Annotated in this window: 11 protein-coding genes; 8 read left to right on the plus strand and 3 right to left on the minus strand. The window is 60.8% G+C overall.

Going from position 1 to position 16491, the window contains the following annotated elements; translation table 11 throughout:
• Positions 1 to 77: 77 nt before the first annotated feature.
• The gene (guaA, locus tag ACODSP_RS01395; RefSeq protein WP_488963843.1) at positions 78 to 1658 is read left to right on the plus strand and encodes a glutamine-hydrolyzing GMP synthase; all 1581 of its coding nucleotides are present in this window, start codon (positions 78 to 80) and stop codon (positions 1656 to 1658) included.
• A 67-nt stretch (positions 1659 to 1725) separates the two neighbouring features.
• Here the strand turns inward: guaA and ACODSP_RS01400 are convergent, their stop codons facing one another.
• Complete coding sequence (locus tag ACODSP_RS01400) at positions 1726 to 2610, minus strand: LysR family transcriptional regulator (RefSeq protein ID WP_488963844.1); 885 nt, start codon at positions 2608 to 2610, stop codon at positions 1726 to 1728.
• Positions 2611 to 2740: 130 nt separating this feature from the next.
• Here ACODSP_RS01400 and ACODSP_RS01405 point away from each other — a divergent pair, with 130 nt between their 5' ends.
• The 4 genes from ACODSP_RS01405 to ACODSP_RS01420 all read left to right on the plus strand — a co-directional run bounded on the left by ACODSP_RS01405 (position 2741) and on the right by ACODSP_RS01420 (position 6175).
• Positions 2741 to 3202, plus strand: coding sequence for a VOC family protein (locus tag ACODSP_RS01405; protein WP_488963845.1), 462 nt, complete (start codon positions 2741 to 2743; stop codon positions 3200 to 3202).
• Between the two features lie 66 nt (positions 3203 to 3268).
• On the plus strand, positions 3269 to 4231 hold the full coding sequence (locus ACODSP_RS01410; RefSeq protein ID WP_488963846.1) for an SDR family NAD(P)-dependent oxidoreductase: 963 nt from the start codon (positions 3269 to 3271) through the stop codon (positions 4229 to 4231).
• A 28-nt stretch (positions 4232 to 4259) separates the two neighbouring features.
• Positions 4260 to 5102 carry an SDR family NAD(P)-dependent oxidoreductase gene (locus ACODSP_RS01415; protein ID WP_488963847.1) on the plus strand — a complete coding sequence of 281 codons (843 nt, stop codon included), beginning with the start codon at positions 4260 to 4262 and terminating at the stop codon, positions 5100 to 5102.
• Positions 5103 to 5164: 62 nt separating this feature from the next.
• Positions 5165 to 6175 carry a LacI family DNA-binding transcriptional regulator gene (locus ACODSP_RS01420; RefSeq protein ID WP_488963848.1) on the plus strand — a complete coding sequence of 337 codons (1011 nt, stop codon included), beginning with the start codon at positions 5165 to 5167 and terminating at the stop codon, positions 6173 to 6175.
• Between the two features lie 164 nt (positions 6176 to 6339).
• Here the strand turns inward: ACODSP_RS01420 and ACODSP_RS01425 are convergent, their stop codons facing one another.
• Together ACODSP_RS01425 and ACODSP_RS01430 are read right to left on the minus strand one after the other, a co-directional pair.
• Positions 6340 to 7932: a sodium:solute symporter gene (locus ACODSP_RS01425; RefSeq protein WP_488963849.1), complete on the minus strand. Its 1593-nt coding sequence runs from the start codon at positions 7930 to 7932 to the stop codon at positions 6340 to 6342.
• A 289-nt stretch (positions 7933 to 8221) separates the two neighbouring features.
• Entirely contained in the window at positions 8222 to 10045 is a 1824-nt protein-coding gene (locus tag ACODSP_RS01430; protein WP_488963850.1) for a DUF7380 domain-containing protein, read from the minus strand.
• Between the two features lie 280 nt (positions 10046 to 10325).
• Here ACODSP_RS01430 and ACODSP_RS01435 point away from each other — a divergent pair, with 280 nt between their 5' ends.
• The 3 genes from ACODSP_RS01435 to ACODSP_RS01445 all read left to right on the plus strand — a co-directional run bounded on the left by ACODSP_RS01435 (position 10326) and on the right by ACODSP_RS01445 (position 16434).
• Positions 10326 to 12392 (plus strand): di-heme-cytochrome C peroxidase, encoded by a 2067-nt coding sequence (locus tag ACODSP_RS01435; RefSeq protein WP_488963851.1) that lies wholly within the window; start codon positions 10326 to 10328, stop codon positions 12390 to 12392.
• Between the two features lie 15 nt (positions 12393 to 12407).
• On the plus strand, positions 12408 to 13544 hold the full coding sequence (locus tag ACODSP_RS01440; RefSeq protein ID WP_488963852.1) for a catalase family protein: 1137 nt from the start codon (positions 12408 to 12410) through the stop codon (positions 13542 to 13544).
• Between the two features lie 430 nt (positions 13545 to 13974).
• Positions 13975 to 16434 carry a TonB-dependent receptor domain-containing protein gene (locus ACODSP_RS01445; RefSeq protein WP_488963853.1) on the plus strand — a complete coding sequence of 820 codons (2460 nt, stop codon included), beginning with the start codon at positions 13975 to 13977 and terminating at the stop codon, positions 16432 to 16434.
• Positions 16435 to 16491 lie beyond the last annotated feature (57 nt).

Genomic DNA, 16491 nt, shown 5'->3' on the forward strand with positions numbered 1-16491 from the left:
GGTGCCTGTTGCCGGGACGGGCTTGGTTGGTTAGGTTGCAGCGCATTCTCCGCCCCTGACCCGCAGGAAAATGCGCCATGGCCGCCGCCGCTTCCACCGCACCCGCCGCCCATCCCGACCGTGTCCTGATCCTGGATTTCGGATCGCAGGTGACGCAGCTGATCGCCCGCCGTGTGCGCGAGGCCGGCATTTACTGTGAGATCATTCCCTACAGCGCTGATGAGAGCCGCATCCGTGCCTTCGCGCCCAAGGCCATCATCCTGTCGGGCGGCCCCGCCAGCGTGACGGAGGCCGGCAGCCCACGCGCCAACGAATTGGTCTGGACCCTGGGCGTGCCGGTGTTCGGCATCTGTTATGGCCAGCAGACCATGTGCGAACAGCTGGGCGGCAAGGTGGAGCCGGGCGAGACCCGCGAGTTCGGCCGCGCCTTTGTGGACGTCAAGGATGATTGCGCCCTGTTTGAGGGCGTGTGGTCCATCGGCGCGCATGAGCAGGTGTGGATGAGCCATGGCGACCGCGTCACCAAGCTGCCCGAGGGGTTCCGTATCGTCGCCACGTCCGAAGGTGCCCCGTACGCCATCATCGCCGACGATGCCCGCCGCTTCTATGCCGTGCAGTTCCACCCCGAAGTGGTGCATACCCCGCATGGCGACGCCCTGATCCGCAATTTCCTGTTCAAGGTGGCGGGCCTGAAGGGCGATTGGACCATGGCTGCCTTCCGCGCCGAAGCCGTGGCCCGCATCCGTGATCAGGTGGGCAGCGCCAAGGTGATCTGCGGCCTGTCGGGCGGGGTCGACAGCTCCGTCGCCGCCGTCCTGATCCATGAGGCCATTGGTGCCCAACTGACCTGTATCTTCGTCGATACCGGCCTGATGCGGACCGGTGAGGCTGAACAGGTGGTGACCCTGTTCCGCGACCATTACAATATCCCGCTGGTGCATGTGGACGCCGCCGAGCTGTTTCTGGGGCAGTTGGAAGGCGTGTCCGACCCGGAACAGAAGCGCAAGATCATCGGTCGTCTGTTCATCGAAGTGTTCGATGGCGAGGCCGCGAAGATCGGCGGGGCGGAGTTCCTGGCGCAGGGCACGCTCTATCCCGACGTCATCGAATCTGTGTCCTTCACCGGCGGCCCCAGCGTCACCATCAAGTCGCACCATAATGTCGGCGGTCTGCCCGACCGTATGAAGCTGAAACTGGTCGAACCGCTGCGCGAGCTGTTCAAGGATGAGGTGCGCGCACTGGGCCGTGAGCTGGGCCTGCCGCACAGCTTTGTCGGTCGCCACCCCTTCCCGGGCCCCGGCCTGGCCATCCGCGTGCCGGGTGAGATCACGCGCGAAAAGCTGGACATTCTGCGCAAGGCCGACAGCGTCTATCTGGACGCGATCCGCAAAGCGGGCCTGTATGATGAGATCTGGCAGGCCTTCGCCGTCCTGCTGCCTGTGCGCACCGTCGGCGTGATGGGCGATGGCCGCACCTACGACTATGCCTGCGCCCTGCGCGCCGTGACCTCGGTCGATGGCATGACGGCGGATTATTACCCGTTCGAACACAGCTTCCTGGGCCATGTCGCCACCCGCATCATCAACGAGGTGCGGGGCATCAACCGGGTAACCTATGACATCACGTCCAAGCCGCCGGGCACGATTGAGTGGGAGTGATGTAAGGGGCGGGGCGTCATGGCTTGCATGGCGGCCCCCCGCCTCCCCGGAGGCCATGGGTATGGATCTATGCCCGCAGCGCTTGGATGACGGCCCGCAACCCGGCGGAAAGATATTTGCGGGTAGGGTAATAGAGATAAAGCCAGTCCTCCGGCGCGCACCAGGAGGCGAGGCATTCAATCAATTGTCCCTGTGCGATATAGGGCCGCGCGCGGTCTTCCCAGACATAGGCCAGCGCCACGCCTGATCGGGCCGCCTCCACCATCAGTTCATGATCATCCAGCGAAAGCGGACCCGTCGGTTCGAACGCGATGATTTTCCCTGCCCGGCTGAACTCCCAGGCATAGGGTTTGCCGCTTGGATAGATGTTGCGGATACAGACGTGGTCCTTCAGGTCTGCCGGTGTCTTCGGAATGGGGCGGTTCTCGAAATAGGCGGGGGAGCCGACCACGGTTAGCCGCAGGCGGGGTTTGATCTTCACCGCCGTCATGCCGTCGCGCAGGCTCTCTCCAAGCCGGATGCCGGCATCGAACCCTTCCTCCACAATGTCCACCAACCGGTCGGTGGCGACAATTTCCAGTTTCAGTTTAGGGTTTTGCGTGACCAGCGTTCCCATGACAGGCCCGAAAACGAAGGGTGCGATGGAATTCGGTGCATTGATGCGCACCTTGCCGAACGGCGTATCCCGGAACTGGTTGAGCGCGTCAAGCGCGAAGCCGATCTCCCCGAATGCGGGCGAAAGCTGAGAAAGCAGCATCACCCCAGCGTCGGTCAGCGACACGCTGCGGGTTGTGCGATTGAGCAGGCGGATGCCAACACGGGCTTCAAGATTGCTGACGGCGTGGCTGATGGCGGAAGCGGTGACACCCCGTTCCTCGCCTGCCCGCCGAAAACTGCGGTGGCGTGCGACGGCATCAAAGGCTGCCAGTTCTGACAGATCGGTGGTCCGCATCGGTCGTCCAAATTAGTGAATTATACTCAGTAGTAATGCGAAGATTATCCCACTAATCAATGGGATCGAAAAGCGGGAAATATCTCCTCACCAGCCCGGCACGGTACCGGGCCCACGCAGGAGAAAGATTATGGCAGACTTTGCGTCCCCCGCCCGTAACAACACCTCTCCCTTTGCCGACATGCGCGGTCATCACGTCGCCATCCGCACGCCAGACCTGGAAACGGCCAAGCGCTTCTATGTCGACAAGCTGGATTTCCGTGTCATTGCGGAGTGGGACTATGCCGACGAGCAACTGGCCTATCTGGCCCCGCCCAACGATGACCATTTCTACATCGAGGTCCTGGGCGGTGGTGAGCCGATCCCGGTGGAGGTTCGCCCTTATGCCGATCTCGGCGATAGCCTGAAATGGGCCGGCTACCATCATTTCTGTCTCAATGTGGAAAGTGTGGACCGCACGGTTGAGACGCTGCGTGAGCGCGGGGTGACCATTGTCACCGAGCCGTTTGAACTGCCCGCGATCAGCCGGCGGCTGGCCTTTTTCTGCGACCCGTTCGGCAATCTGGTCGAACTGGCCGAAATCCTCCCCTGAGCCGCTCCGCGCCTGACCGGCTGCCTCTGTATACCGGCGGTCGGTTGGCCATCACGAGGAACCGTCATGACCAAATCCATTATGATCATAGGTGCCGGGCCCGGCATCGGTCAAGCCGTCGCCAAACGGTTCGGCCGTGAAGGATGGACCATCATTCTGACCGGGCGGACGCCTGACCGGCTTGGGACGCTTGTTGCCGAACTCTCGCAGGACGGCATCAAGGCCCACGCCATTCCGGCGGATGCCACGGATGCGGTGGCCCTGCGTGCCGCCATCGCCGACGCTGATCGGTTGACAGGCGGCCTCAGCGTCGTTCATTTCAACGCGGCGGTCGTGCGTCAGCAGGACCTGTTCAGCATGACCGACGCGGATATCAACAGCGACCTGGCGATCAATATCGCCGGTGGGCTACACACCATCCGCAGCGCGGTTCGGCAGTTCGGCGATCGAGGCGGGACCATCCTTGTCACGGGCGGCGGGCTGGCCGTGACGCCACATGAAAGCTACGCCAGCCTGGGTGTTGGCAAGGCCGGTTTGCGCAACATCGTTCAGGCGCTGGCCGGGCCGCTTGCCGACAGGAATGTGCGCATCGCGCTTGCCACTGTCGCGACGCTGGTCAGTCCGGGGTCGAAGGAGGCCGGCGATGTCGCCGACATCTTCTGGCGGCTGGCCACTGAGCGGAATGTGCCGTGGGAAGCGGTGTATCCAGTGTCAGCGAGTGCCGGTTCCGGTGAACTGATGCTCATCGCCCGGCTTACGGCCAAGCCGGGGCAGGGCGACGCTTTAGGCGAAGGGCTGAAGGCCCTGATCGTCCCGACGCTGCGGGAGGAAGGGGCGATCCTTTATCGACTGCATCGTGACAATCACGATCCCGATGTCTGGATCCTTTACGAAACCTGGCGCTCGCGGGCCGACCTCGATGCCCATTTCGAACAGCCTTACACCAAGGCGATGCTGGCCCGTTTCCCCGACCTCCTGGCGCGGGACATGGAGCTGAGCTTTGCCACGGAAGTGAAACAGGACGCCTGAGCGCGCCGAACCCAAAGGAGATATCATCATGAAAGTATGGTTCATTACCGGCGCCTCGCGTGGTTTCGGTGCCCTTGTGGCTGAACGCGCCCTGGCACAGGGTGACGCGGTCGTCGCCACCGCCCGTAATCCGCGCACGGTCACGGATCGCTTCGGAAGCCATCCAAACCTGCTGTCCCTGGCGCTTGATGTCACGGATGAGAGGCAGGCTATTGCCGCCGCACAGGCCGCCATCGCGCGCTTTGGCCGCATCGACATCCTTCTGAACAATGCCGGCTTTGGCCTTATGGGCGCCGTGGAGGAGGCCAGCGCGGCTGAGGTTGAAGCTGTCTATCGCACCAATGTGTTCGGGCTGCTGAATGTCACCCGTGCCGTCCTGCCCCATATGCGGGAAAGGCGTACGGGACGCGTCCTCAATATTTCCTCCATCGGCGGCTATCGTGGCGCGGCGGGCTTCGGTGTCTATAGTTCCACTAAATTCGCGGTGGAGGGGCTGTCGGAGGCGCTGCATGTCGAACTGGCACCGCTCGGCATCCATGTGACGGTTGTGGAACCGGGTTACTTCCGGACCGACTTCCTGGATGCGGCCTCGCTCACCATCAGCCCGGTTGTCATCGCCGACTATGCGGAAACGGCTGGCAAGGTCCGGCAGGTCGCGGTTGGGCTGAACCATGCGCAGCCGGGCAATCCCGCCAAGCTGGCAGAGGTGCTCACAGCCTTTGCCGATGCGCCAAACCCGCCGGTGCGCCTGCCCCTAGGCAGCGATACGGTTGCGGCCATTGAGGCCAAGCATGAGGCGGATGGCGCCATCCTGGCCACATGGCGCAGCATCTCCATCTCCACCGATTTCGGGGATGCCGCGCAGGCATAGTGTTCCGCCGCCGCCTCTGCTAGCTTGGCCGCCGGTTGGCAAAAGCGCAGGGCAGTTTCGGCATGGCGGCACCGATCAAGATGGCAGACATTGCCCGGATGGCGGGTGTGTCGGTTTCCACGGTTTCCCGCGCATTGGCTGGCAGCGCCCTGGTGCCGCAGGCCAAGCGCGAGGAGATCCTGGCGCTGGCGCAGGAGCAGGGCTATGTCATCAATGAACAGGCCCGCAACCTGCGCCTGAAGAAGACCCGCACCATCGGCATCGTCATCCCGCTGGGCCATGAGGTGGGGCAGCTGATTTCCGACCCGTTCTTCATCGAGCTGCTGGGAAGGCTGGCCGATGAGATCACGGCGCGTGATTACAATGTGCTGCTGACCAAGGTGGCGCGACCCGAGCCGGGGTGGCAGGACCGGCTGATCCAGTCGCAGAAGGCCGACGGCCTGATCGTCATCGGGCAGAGCGATCAGCATGAGGCGTTGAACGCGGTGGCCCGCACCTATCTGCCGCTGGTCGTCTGGGGCGCGCATCTGCCCAGCCAGATTTACTGTTCGGTGGGCTCGGACAATATCGGCGGCGCGCGGCTGGCGGTGGAGCATCTGGTACAGAAGGGAAGGCGGCGTATCGCCTTTTTGGGCGTGCCGTCCCTGCCGGAGGTGGGGTTGCGCTATGACGGTTACCGCCGCGCGCTGGCCGCTGCCGGCATTGCGGAGGACCCGGCCCTGCTGGCGCCCGCGCATTTCACGGTGGATACCGCCTATGACACGGTGCGCGGCCTGATCGACAGCAAGGTGCCGTTCGATGCCATTTTCGCCGTGTCGGACGTGATCGCCATCGCGGCCATCAAGGCGCTGAACGCCGCCGGCCTGCGCGTACCCGAGGATGTGGCCGTCGTCGGGTTCGACGATATCACCATCGCCGCCTATGTCAGCCCGGCCCTGACCAGCGTGCGCCAGGATCTGGCGCGCGGGGCCAAGGTTATGATCGACCTGCTGTTCCGCCGGATGGAGGGGGAGAATACGCCCTCTGCCACCATGCCGGCGGAACTGGTTGTCAGGAAGTCGTGCGGGAGTTGAGGGCTGGGCCGTCCCTTTTCGTCATCCCGGCGAACGCCGGGACCCAGGGGCCGCACGCCCGACGGTACTGGAATAAGGGGGCGGGGTCGGTGCCTCTGGCCCCTGGGTCCCGACTTTTGTCGGGATGACGAGGGGAGGGCACCCCGCCCAGTTCCCGTTTGTGATTACCGGAACACCCAGACAATCACCGCCGTCAGGACCAGCAGCGCCACCGCCTGTACGCGGTAATTCTTCCACAGGGGCTGACCCGCCAAGGACTTTGTTTCGGCGTCGAAATCGGCGCGGGTCCACATCAGGGTTTCGGTCTTTTCCCGCTGCGGCGGCGGGGTGATCAGGCTGGCGATGATGATTGCGGCCAGCGAGCAGGCGAACAGCAGGGTGGCGGCCAGCAGGAAATGCAGCTGGATCGAACCCGACATCTGGATGCCATAGAACAGATAGCCGCCGACCAGCAGGCCCACCACCACGCCGGCCCGCGCGCCGGCCACATTGGCGCGGCGCCAGAAGATGCCGGCCAGGAACAGGGCCACGACGGGCGGCACGGCATAGGCCAGCACGGCCTGCAAATACTGCCACAGCGTATCGGTCATCGTCTCCACCACCGGCACCCAGGCCACCGACAGCACCATGAAGCACAGGGTGGTGACGCGGCCGATGCGGACCAGCGACGCCTGTGACACGTCGGGCCGGAACCGGCGCACGAAATCCATGGTGACCAGGGTGGAGGCGGAATTGAAGGTGCTGGCGATGGACGACATGATGGCGGCCAGGAAGCCGGCCACGACAATGCCGATGACGCCCACGGGCAGCAGGTCGAAGATCAAGGTGGGGTAGACCAGATCCGGGCGTTCCAGATTGGGATACATTAGGATGGCGGCACTGCCCGGCAACACCATCAAGAACAGCACCGGCAGCTTCAGCAGGCCCGCGAACAGGCTGCCCCAGCGGCCATGGTTCAGGTCCTTGGCGGACAGCACCCGCTGCACCATGAACTGGTTGGTGCACCAGAAATAAAGGCCGATCAGGGGCACGCCGGTGATCAACCCGGTCCAGGGCAGGGACGGGTCGGAAGCGGGGCGGATCAGGCTCATCTTCTGTGCCTCCACCCCGGCCATCACGGCATCCCAGCCGCCGGCCTTGTCGAAGGCGAAGACGGCCACGAAGACCGAGGCGCCGCACAGGATCACGGCCTGCACCACCTCTGTCACCAGCACCGCCTTCAACCCGCCCGCCGCCGTATAGGCACCGGCGGCCAGCGCCAGCAGGCCCGCGATCTGCCAGAGCGGCACGCCGGGGAAGATCAGCTTGAACATCAAGGCCCCGCCGAACAGCGTGCCTGCGGTATCCACCACGATGTTCAGGAAGATGGTCAGGCCCGAAAAATACAGCCGGATGGAGCCGTCGAACCGGCGTTCCAGGAATTCCGGCATCGTATAGACCTGACTGCGCAGAATGACGGGCAGCAGGAACAGGCAGAAGAAGACCAGCACGACACTGGCCATCCATTCATAATTATAGACGGCAATGCCGGTGGCATAGGCCGCCCCCGCCAACCCGATCAGGGTGGTGGAGGAAATGTTGGACGCCAGCAGCGCCAGCCCGATGGTGGGCCAGGTCGAACTGCGCGCCGCCAGGAAATAATCCGTGGCCGTGCGCGATTGCCGCGAGGCGTAAAGCCCCAGTGCGACAATGGCCACCAGATAAAGCCCGATAATCCCCGCATCCAGCGTTGAGAGCTGGCCAAACCCGTCACTCATGCACGCATCCTCCCCGGATCGACTTATAGGGGCGTTCGCCCGATGTTGAGGGGATCATACGCTGGGTTTTGGGGTTTTGCAAACGATTGCAAGGCGGATGTAAGAGTTTGTTTTCAGCGCTTTGGGCTCTGTGAAGTGCCCAAAGTAGTCACCCCCAAGATTTTCCAAGCGCGGACATTGCAGTAATAACCCTCAGTTCGGTGCGCATTCGATTTGGTGGGTTTCATAAAAATATAAAATAGTAATAAAAAATATAATAAACTTTAATAAATTTCAATTATATTTTTAGTTATTCTGCGGAATCCTTGGATACTAAATCTTCCCAATATTCTAATAGTGGCAAGCAGCATAGTCTTAGTGAAATCCAGCAAAAATATAATACGTGATGTGAATACATTGCACCCGTAGATGCTTTGCCGTGTGCAATCGTATTGCGCAAATTTGGACCAAGCCTGTCCACCAATATTGATTGAAGATCGAATATAAGATCCCTTCCAAGAATTTTCTCAAGTTCGGCGCCAACGTCGCCATACATCATCTCATTCAGATTCATATCCTCTTGCGTCATATCCTTCTTTAACTTTGATGTCACCACGCCTCGCTCACACAAGATGTGGCGAATAGAGTTTTCAAATTGTGGAAGAAGTAGATGTACCGCTTCCATAATACAACCTTCAAACATGCGCTCAAATGCGACAGCGAATACATGTTCACGTCCGACAGGAACAAATGGAGAATTTTCTATGATAGCGTTAAATCTTTCTGCTCGAACCAGATGTTGTGTAGAAATGACCCTAATGGCAGGAAGCAACTGTCCCTGGGCGCAAATTTGTTGTCGCAAATTTGCTTGTTGAATGACCTTATGGCGCATTCCAGGAGTATTTATGTCACTATTTGTATCCACGGGGGCAAATCTAGCTACTGTTTTTCCGTCATGGTCAAGAATAGTTCCGCCAAATAAAGCGCTCAGTGGGTGACGTTTAATCATATTTCTTTGGTGTTCAACCAGTGATTCAACGCTTGGTGGGTTAGACAAGCATATTAGCGCTAGGATGGCGTCTAAAAACTCCTTTCCCGAAACCGCATTTTCTGCACTGATTACAATGTCCCTTAAGTCCATAGAGTGAGTGTGAGATTGCATCTCTCTGCGTATGTCATTCTGATAAAGAAGCAATTTCCGTTGACATTGTTCGCGCCTTTCGGTTGCGCCCCCTACCCGGCGCAAAATTTCCATTGCGCGTTCTTGATAGTTCGCCGCGACTATGGCCGATCCGCGTTTCGCGACAATATCTGCGGCTCGTTCGAAAATATCTGCGGCCTTGAGTTTTAATGCGTTAGCTTGTTCTTGTTCCCTATGATCGTGAGTTGAAGCTGCGAGATGAAGCATTTCGGATGCAGCATGCCAATTCTCACCTTCCTCACAACGAATAGATGAGTTCACTGCAAACAAACGCACATCGACGTTGCTCATCAATTGCCAACTCGTAGCGATTTTGAGTAGCGGTGCTAGAAGACCTGGGGCATCCTGCTCGACCAATACAGGGGCGGCAGCGATGCACAAGTTAACAAGTTGCTCGTACACATCGGTCTTAAGTTGATTTGCCAATTGGGTTGCGCGCTCGAAAGCCTCCCAGAAATCATGGATGTCGCCGGCAATAAGTTTTTCGTTTGCAAGAACCAAGAATGAATCCAGGGCAATGTCCCCAGCCTGTTTTAATTGGGGACCCAATGCTTTACGTTTTTCTACCCATACGACATCTGTTAGCCGTGCCTTCAAGCTGACAGTCTCAAGTTTTTGAGCAATCTTTAGCAGCATCTCAAACTGCCAATCAGATAGGTCAGATGGAATTGGTGAGCGACGCCCTTCCATCACGAGCATTGGCCCATATGGCTCCTTAGTGTTCTGTGGCTTAAAATAAAAAGAAGTTACCGCTGAAAGTAGAATGCAAAGATTGCGTTCATTGTTGTTATCAGTTGTCTCGGAGTGCTTTCGAAAATTTGAAGAAAGCGCGTGAATTTCCGTGCTTTTCCACTCCGAAATGAGCTTTTCAATGTTGAATTCGGCGAGGAATTCCTCATCAACAGTCAATTCATTTAATTGGGCTAACACCATGCCCTCCGAGATTTGATTCTAGCTACTATGAGATAGTAACATAGTTAGAAAATTTCACATGATACTAATTGCTCAGTCAAGCCAAATACCGCAGATCACTACGCTATCCGTATCTCAGCCCATCTGTCCGCTTCCGGTTCCAAACAGGCGTGTAGCCAAATCAGTTCAATAATATGTAGCATATCCCCGACACCCATCCCCCATTGCCCAACGCCCCCGTTCATGCAATTCTGCGGCGAAATCAGGCCCTTCCGGGCCACGCATGCGACGGGGGAAGAGCATGGGGAAGCGTAAGGCGCTGCTGACGGCGTTGCCGATGCTGGCGGTGGGGTTGGTGCTGGCGGGGTGTGGGGCGGATAAGGGGTATGTGCAGGTGGGGAGCAATCCTGCCGGCAAGCTGCCCGTGCCGCAATGGACCTCGGTGCCGGACACGGGCAAGGTGGCGGAGCTGGCGCCCGGTTGGGAGGGGTGGCCGGCCTGGTGGGGGGTGGATCAGGGTTGGTCGGCGGCACAGCGCCGGGCCTTCTGGTTCACGCCGCAGGGATCGTGGATGGTGCCCTATGGCTGGCTGGTCGTGGTGGAGCAGGCCGGCGGCACGGAGCGGTTTATTGCGCCCGCCAATATGGAACGGCTGGGCTATATCCCCGCGCAGAAGGATGCGTGGAACCCGGAGGCGCTGCCCATCGGGTTCACGGTCACGCCGGGGATGAAGGGGGCCGATGGCACGCCGGGCATGGCCTGGGCCGGGCCCAACTGTGCTGCGTGCCATACCAACAAGCTGGATTACCAGGGCAAATCGCTGATCATCGACGGCGCGCCGTCGCTGGGCGATTTCTATCGCTTCAATGCGGAGCTGCTGGACGCGCTGCTGGTCACCTCTGAAACGCCGGAGAAGTTTGACCGGTTTGTGGCGGCCCTGGTGTCCAAGGGTTTCCTGCCCGCCGATACGCCGGATGCGCGCAATGTTCTGAAAGGCCAGATGGCCGAACATCAGATGTGGCTGTCGGAATATCTGCGCCGGAACCTGTGCGGCAGCCATAATAGCAAGGAATGCCCCGTCGATGAACGTCCCGGCACTGATACCTATGGCGCCTATCAGGCCAAGAACGAGAATTTGAAGGCGGGTCTGCGCGCCCTGGCGCCCGAGGCGCGGGCCCAGGCCGATGCGGTGATCCGCGAGAAATATGTGCCGCTGCCCGGCAATGGCCGCATTGATGCCATCGGCGCGATTTTCAATCAGGTTTCCGGCTTCAACATCGCGGTCGATCAAGCCAATTACTCGCCGTCGAACGCGCCCGTCAGCTATCCGTTCCTGTGGGGGGCGCCGCAGTCGGACGTGGTGCAGTGGAACGGCTTTGCGCCCAATAAATCCGTGCTGGGCCTGGGCGTCGGTCCGCTGGCCCGCAATGTGGGCGAGGTGCTGGGCGTTTATGGTCGCATCCGCGTGACGGCCAAGGACCCATCGCAATGGACCACGCCGGACGGCACGTTCGGGACCGTGCCGGGCAAGGACCCGCGCTTTGGCTATGCGTCCACGGTGCTGACCGACAATCTGGGCCATATCGAGAACTGGCTGTCCACCCTGCGCTCGCCCCCCTGGCCGGAAAGCATCCTGCCGGCGATTGACAAGGATCTGGCGGCCAAGGGCGGCAAGATCTATCGCGGGGAGACGCCCGATGGCGTGAACTGCGTTCTGTGCCATCAGGTCATCGCGCGCGACAAGCAGGGCAATGATTATCAGGCGACCCTGATCCAGACATCGGTGATCGGCACCGATCCGGGCATGGCCGACAATTTCCTGCTGCGCATGAACAAGGCCACGGGGCTGGCCTGGGAAAGCGGCAAGCTGGAAGGGCAGAAGCCGATCAGCCCGCTGCTGTTCTGGCAGAAGGCCTATGGCGATACGCTGGGCAACCGGGGCGACGCGCTGACCACGCAGGTGGTGGGGGTGCTGACGTCCGATTTCAGCGAGACCATCGCCGCCGGTCGCCTGTCCAAGACCTATACCGGGTCGTTTGACGACAAGGCGGATCAACGGTCGTACAAGGCGCGGCCCCTGACGGGCATCTGGGCCACCGCCCCCTATCTGCATAATGGCTCCGTCCCCAATCTGGCGGCCCTGCTGACCGACGAGACGAAGCGACCGACCAGGTTCCATGTCGGCAGCCGGGAGTTCGATCCGGTGCATGTCGGCTATCAGACGGGGCCGGACCCGAACCGCCCGACCTATGAATATGACACAGGCTTCCCCGGCAACCTGAATTCCGGCCATTCCGGCAAGCTTTATGGCACGGAGCTGTCGGACCCGGACAAGCAGGCCGTGATCGAATTCCTGAAGACGCTGTAAGGCCGGGGGACGCAGATGACCAAACGGTTGAAGGAAGGGCTGTGCCTGGCGGTGGCCGGCATGGCCCTGCTGTCGGGCTGTGCCGAACGTGGCGACGCCTATTACCGGCCCATCAACCCGGCTACATATCCCGTCGCCGACGGGCCGGGGGAGAAGCTGGCGCCGGGGGAGGTGGACGCAGCCGCCCGCGTCGCGGCCATCATCTATGCCCATCTGGAGCGGATGTACGCCAATGTACCGGTACGCCGCGACGCGCACCCCAAGCCGCATGGCTGCGTCGCCGCCACCTTCACGGTGGGCGATGGGGTGCCGGTGGCCCTGCGCCATGGGCTGTTCGCCAGCCCCGGTGCCTATCGCGCCGTCATCCGTTATTCCAATTCCAATGAGAATCCCAATCGCCCCGACTATGACAAGGATGGGCGCGGCATGGCGGTGAAGGTGCTGGGCAGCAGTGAACAGCCGCTGCCCGGCACCCCGCTGGCGGTGGCGCCGGGGGCGGAGCCGTCGCAGGATTTCATCATGATCAATTTCCCCACCTTCCTGGTGGCGGAGCCGAAGGATTATGAAAAGCTGGTCGGCTATACCGACAGTCCCAGCAAGATCACGCAGTGGCTGCAGCCCTTGCTGGTCCCGCTGTCCATCGGGTTGAAGGGCACGATCAATGCCGTGGATGCCACCAGCTCGCTGATCGATAACCCGCTGAACACCCGCTACTGGTCCATGGTGCCCTACCAATTGGGCAGCGGGGCGGACGCGGTGGCCGTGAAATATTCCGCCATGCCGTGCGAACCCAAACCCGTGGTCATCCCGAAGACCAAGGACCCCAACTATCTGCGCGCCGCCATGGTGGAGCAACTGGCCACGGGCGGGGCCTGCATGCGCTTCATGGTGCAGGTGCGGACCGGCGACATGAGCGTGGAGGACCCGCGCTATGAATGGTCGGAAACCGAAGCGCCGTTCCAGGAGGTGGCGCGAATCGAGATCCCCAAACAGGATTTCAACACCGAACCGCAGAACGCGGCGTGTGAGGCCAGTTCCTACAACCCCTGGCACGCGCTACCCGACCATAAGCCGCTGGGCGGGGTGAACCGCATGCGCAAGGCGATTTACGAACGCATCTTCGAACTGCGGCGGGAGACGGCGGGGCGGTAGGTGTGTGTCGGGTTTCAAAGGGTTCGCATAGGCTAAGGCGTTGAAAAAATGCCATCACCGACGGCGTGATCGTAGCGCGGATTAGCGGAGCGTAATCCGCGGCAATCCCGGCATTGTCGTTCCGCGGATTACGGCTTCGCCTAATCCGCGCTACATATCCGTCACCCTTTAGTTCTGCTGCAATGCAAACGATTGTAGCTTTGCTGCTACAGGTCTTGGGCATAAATTTGCTGTCAGGGCTTTGACATCACAGGTTTTCCACCAGAACGCACAATCAGCCGACCCAAGATCAGGCTGATTGTGCAAAATCTGACTTGCAAACGATTGCAGATTGCTTATTCTCACCCTCGAAGCAAATGGGAGCCGGATAACGGCGCCCGATATCTGGCCAAACTGGTCCCAGAGGGAGAGAACCCAAATGAAGTGCATTATGATGCGTGCGTCCGCCATGGGCGCGGCGCTGGCGGCGTTCAGCCTGTCGATGGCCCATGCCCAGGAAACCCAGGTCGCACAGGCGGCGGCCCAGGCCGAGGCACCGGCGCAGAGCGATGATCTGCAGTTGGAAGAGATCGTGGTGACCGCTGTGGTCAGCCAGACCTCCAAGATGCGCAGCTCCGTCTCCGTCTCCGCCCTGTCGGCGGATGACCTGATGCAGTCTGCACCGCGCAGCACGGCGGAGATTTTCCGCAACATCCCCGGCGTGCGCTCCGAGGCCACGGGCGGCGAGGGCAATGCCAATATCGCGGTGCGCGGCCTGCCGGTGGCTGCCGGTGGTGCCAAGTTCCTGCAACTGCATGAAGACGGACTGCCCGTCATGGAATTCGGCGACATTGCCTTCGGTAATGCCGACATCTTCCTGCGCGCCGACAGCAATGTAGCGCGGGTCGAGGCGATCCGCGGCGGTTCGGCCAGCACGCTGGCCAGCAATTCGCCGGGCGGCGTCATCAACTTCATCTCCAAGACCGGCGATAAGGAAGGCGGCAGCTTTGCCGTGACGCGCGGCCTGGATTACGATACGACGCGAGGCGATTTTGAGTTCGGCGGCGCCATCGGTGACAATTGGACGGCCCATATCGGCGGCTTCTACCGCGAGGGTGAGGGTGTCCGGAACGCCAATTACAATGCGGAGAGCGGCGGTCAGATCAAGGCCAACCTGACCCGTAAGTTCGAAAACGGCTATGCCCGCGTCTATTTCAAATATCTGAATGACCGCGCCATCGGCTATCTGCCGCAGCCGGTGCTGGTCAGCGGGACCAACAGCGATCCCAAGATCCGCTCTATCAACAATTTCAGCCTGCTGACCGACAGCCTGCATACGCCCAACTTCCTGACCAATGTCGGTCTGGATGGCGACAATAATGTCCGCACCAGCAGCCTGAAGGACGGGATGCACCCGGTGTCCACGGCGGTGGGGGGCGAGTTCAAGTTTGATCTGGCCGATGGCTGGGCCGTTTCCAACAAGCTGCGCGTGGCCGATACGTCGGGCCGCTTCGTCAGCCCGTTCCCGCAGGAAGTGATGGGTGCCCAGGCGCTGGCCATGGCCATCGGTGGCACCGGCGCCAGCCTGCGCAATACCGATGGCTCGTCGGTCGGCACGCTGTCTTCGCTGAACGGCAATGGGCTGGCCACCCGGGTGGCGCTGTTCGATGTGGAGATCAATGATTTCTCCAACTTGGCCAACGACTTCAAGCTGACCAAGTCCATCGTCAGCGGTGACAGCACCATCGACCTGACCGCCGGCTACTACAAGGCCCGGCAGAATATCGAGATGGACTGGCTGTGGAACACCTATGTCATGGACGTCAATGGCCGCGATGGGCGGTTGCTGGATGTCTATAACGCCGCGGGGCAGAAGCTGACCAGCAATGGTCTGCTGGCCTATGGCGTGCCGCTGTGGGGCAATTGCTGCACCCGCCGCTATGACGCGCAGTACACGATCGACGCGCCCTACGTGTCGGCGGCGTGGGAAATGGGGCAGTTGAACCTGGACGCCTCGCTGCGCCGGGATGAGGGGCAGGCGCGCGGCCATTATATCGCCAGCCGTCAGGCCCAGGTCGATGTGAACCGCGATGGCAGCATCAATGTTCCCGAACAGTCGGTGTCGGTGATCGACAGCGCCAACCCGCAGAAAATCAACTATGACTGGGGTTACTGGTCCTGGTCGGTCGGTGCCAACTATATGATCGATCCCGATCTGGCCGCCTTCGCGCGTGTCAGCCAGGGTGGCCGCGCCAATGCCGACCGCCTGCTGTTCGGACGCCTGCGCGCCGATGGCTCGGTTGCCAAGCAGGATGCGGTCGATATGGTCGACCAGTATGAAGCGGGCCTGAAGTGGCGCGGGGAGGATGTCAGCGTCTTCGCCACCGCCTTCTATGCCAAGACCCAGGAACAGAATTTCGAGGCGACCAGCCAGCGCTTCTTTGACCGCACCTACACGGCCAAGGGCATCGAGCTGGAAGCCACCTACCGCTATGAGGGTTTCCTGCTGAGCGGTGGCGCTACCTGGACCGATGCGGAGATTTCCAAGGATGCGCTGACCCCGGCGGTCAAGGGCAATACGCCCCGTCGTCAGGCCAAGCTGATCTATCAGCTGACGCCTTCCTACAGCTATGAGGGCTATACGCTGGGTGCCAACATCATCGGCACCACCAAATCCTATGCCCAGGACAATAACGAGTTGGTGATGCCCGGCTATGCCCAAGTGAACCTGTTCGCCGACGCCGCCATCACAGACGGCCTGTCGCTGTCCATCAATGTCAACAATCTGTTCAATGCCAAGGGCCTGACGGAAGCCGAAGAAGGCTCCATCACCAATGGCATCGACAACATCATCCGCGCCCGCTCCATCAACGGACGTACCAGCACTGCCACGCTGAAATACAGCTTCTGACGTGGCGCACCCGGCCGGGGGACCTCCCCCTCCTTCCTTCCGGAACCCCGGCCGGGC

The organism is Niveispirillum sp. FG156 (genome assembly GCF_057809555.1).

Coding starts and splice junctions, on each gene's coding strand:
- guaA (WP_488963843.1), top strand. CDS start 78: ATGGCCGCCGCCGCTTCCACCGCACCCGCCGCCCATCCCGACCGTGTC.
- ACODSP_RS01400 (WP_488963844.1), bottom strand. CDS start 2,610: ATGCGGACCACCGATCTGTCAGAACTGGCAGCCTTTGATGCCGTCGCA.
- ACODSP_RS01405 (WP_488963845.1), top strand. CDS start 2,741: ATGGCAGACTTTGCGTCCCCCGCCCGTAACAACACCTCTCCCTTTGCC.
- ACODSP_RS01410 (WP_488963846.1), top strand. CDS start 3,269: ATGACCAAATCCATTATGATCATAGGTGCCGGGCCCGGCATCGGTCAA.
- ACODSP_RS01415 (WP_488963847.1), top strand. CDS start 4,260: ATGAAAGTATGGTTCATTACCGGCGCCTCGCGTGGTTTCGGTGCCCTT.
- ACODSP_RS01420 (WP_488963848.1), top strand. CDS start 5,165: ATGGCGGCACCGATCAAGATGGCAGACATTGCCCGGATGGCGGGTGTG.
- ACODSP_RS01425 (WP_488963849.1), bottom strand. CDS start 7,932: ATGAGTGACGGGTTTGGCCAGCTCTCAACGCTGGATGCGGGGATTATC.
- ACODSP_RS01430 (WP_488963850.1), bottom strand. CDS start 10,045: ATGGTGTTAGCCCAATTAAATGAATTGACTGTTGATGAGGAATTCCTC.
- ACODSP_RS01435 (WP_488963851.1), top strand. CDS start 10,326: ATGGGGAAGCGTAAGGCGCTGCTGACGGCGTTGCCGATGCTGGCGGTG.
- ACODSP_RS01440 (WP_488963852.1), top strand. CDS start 12,408: ATGACCAAACGGTTGAAGGAAGGGCTGTGCCTGGCGGTGGCCGGCATG.
- ACODSP_RS01445 (WP_488963853.1), top strand. CDS start 13,975: ATGATGCGTGCGTCCGCCATGGGCGCGGCGCTGGCGGCGTTCAGCCTG.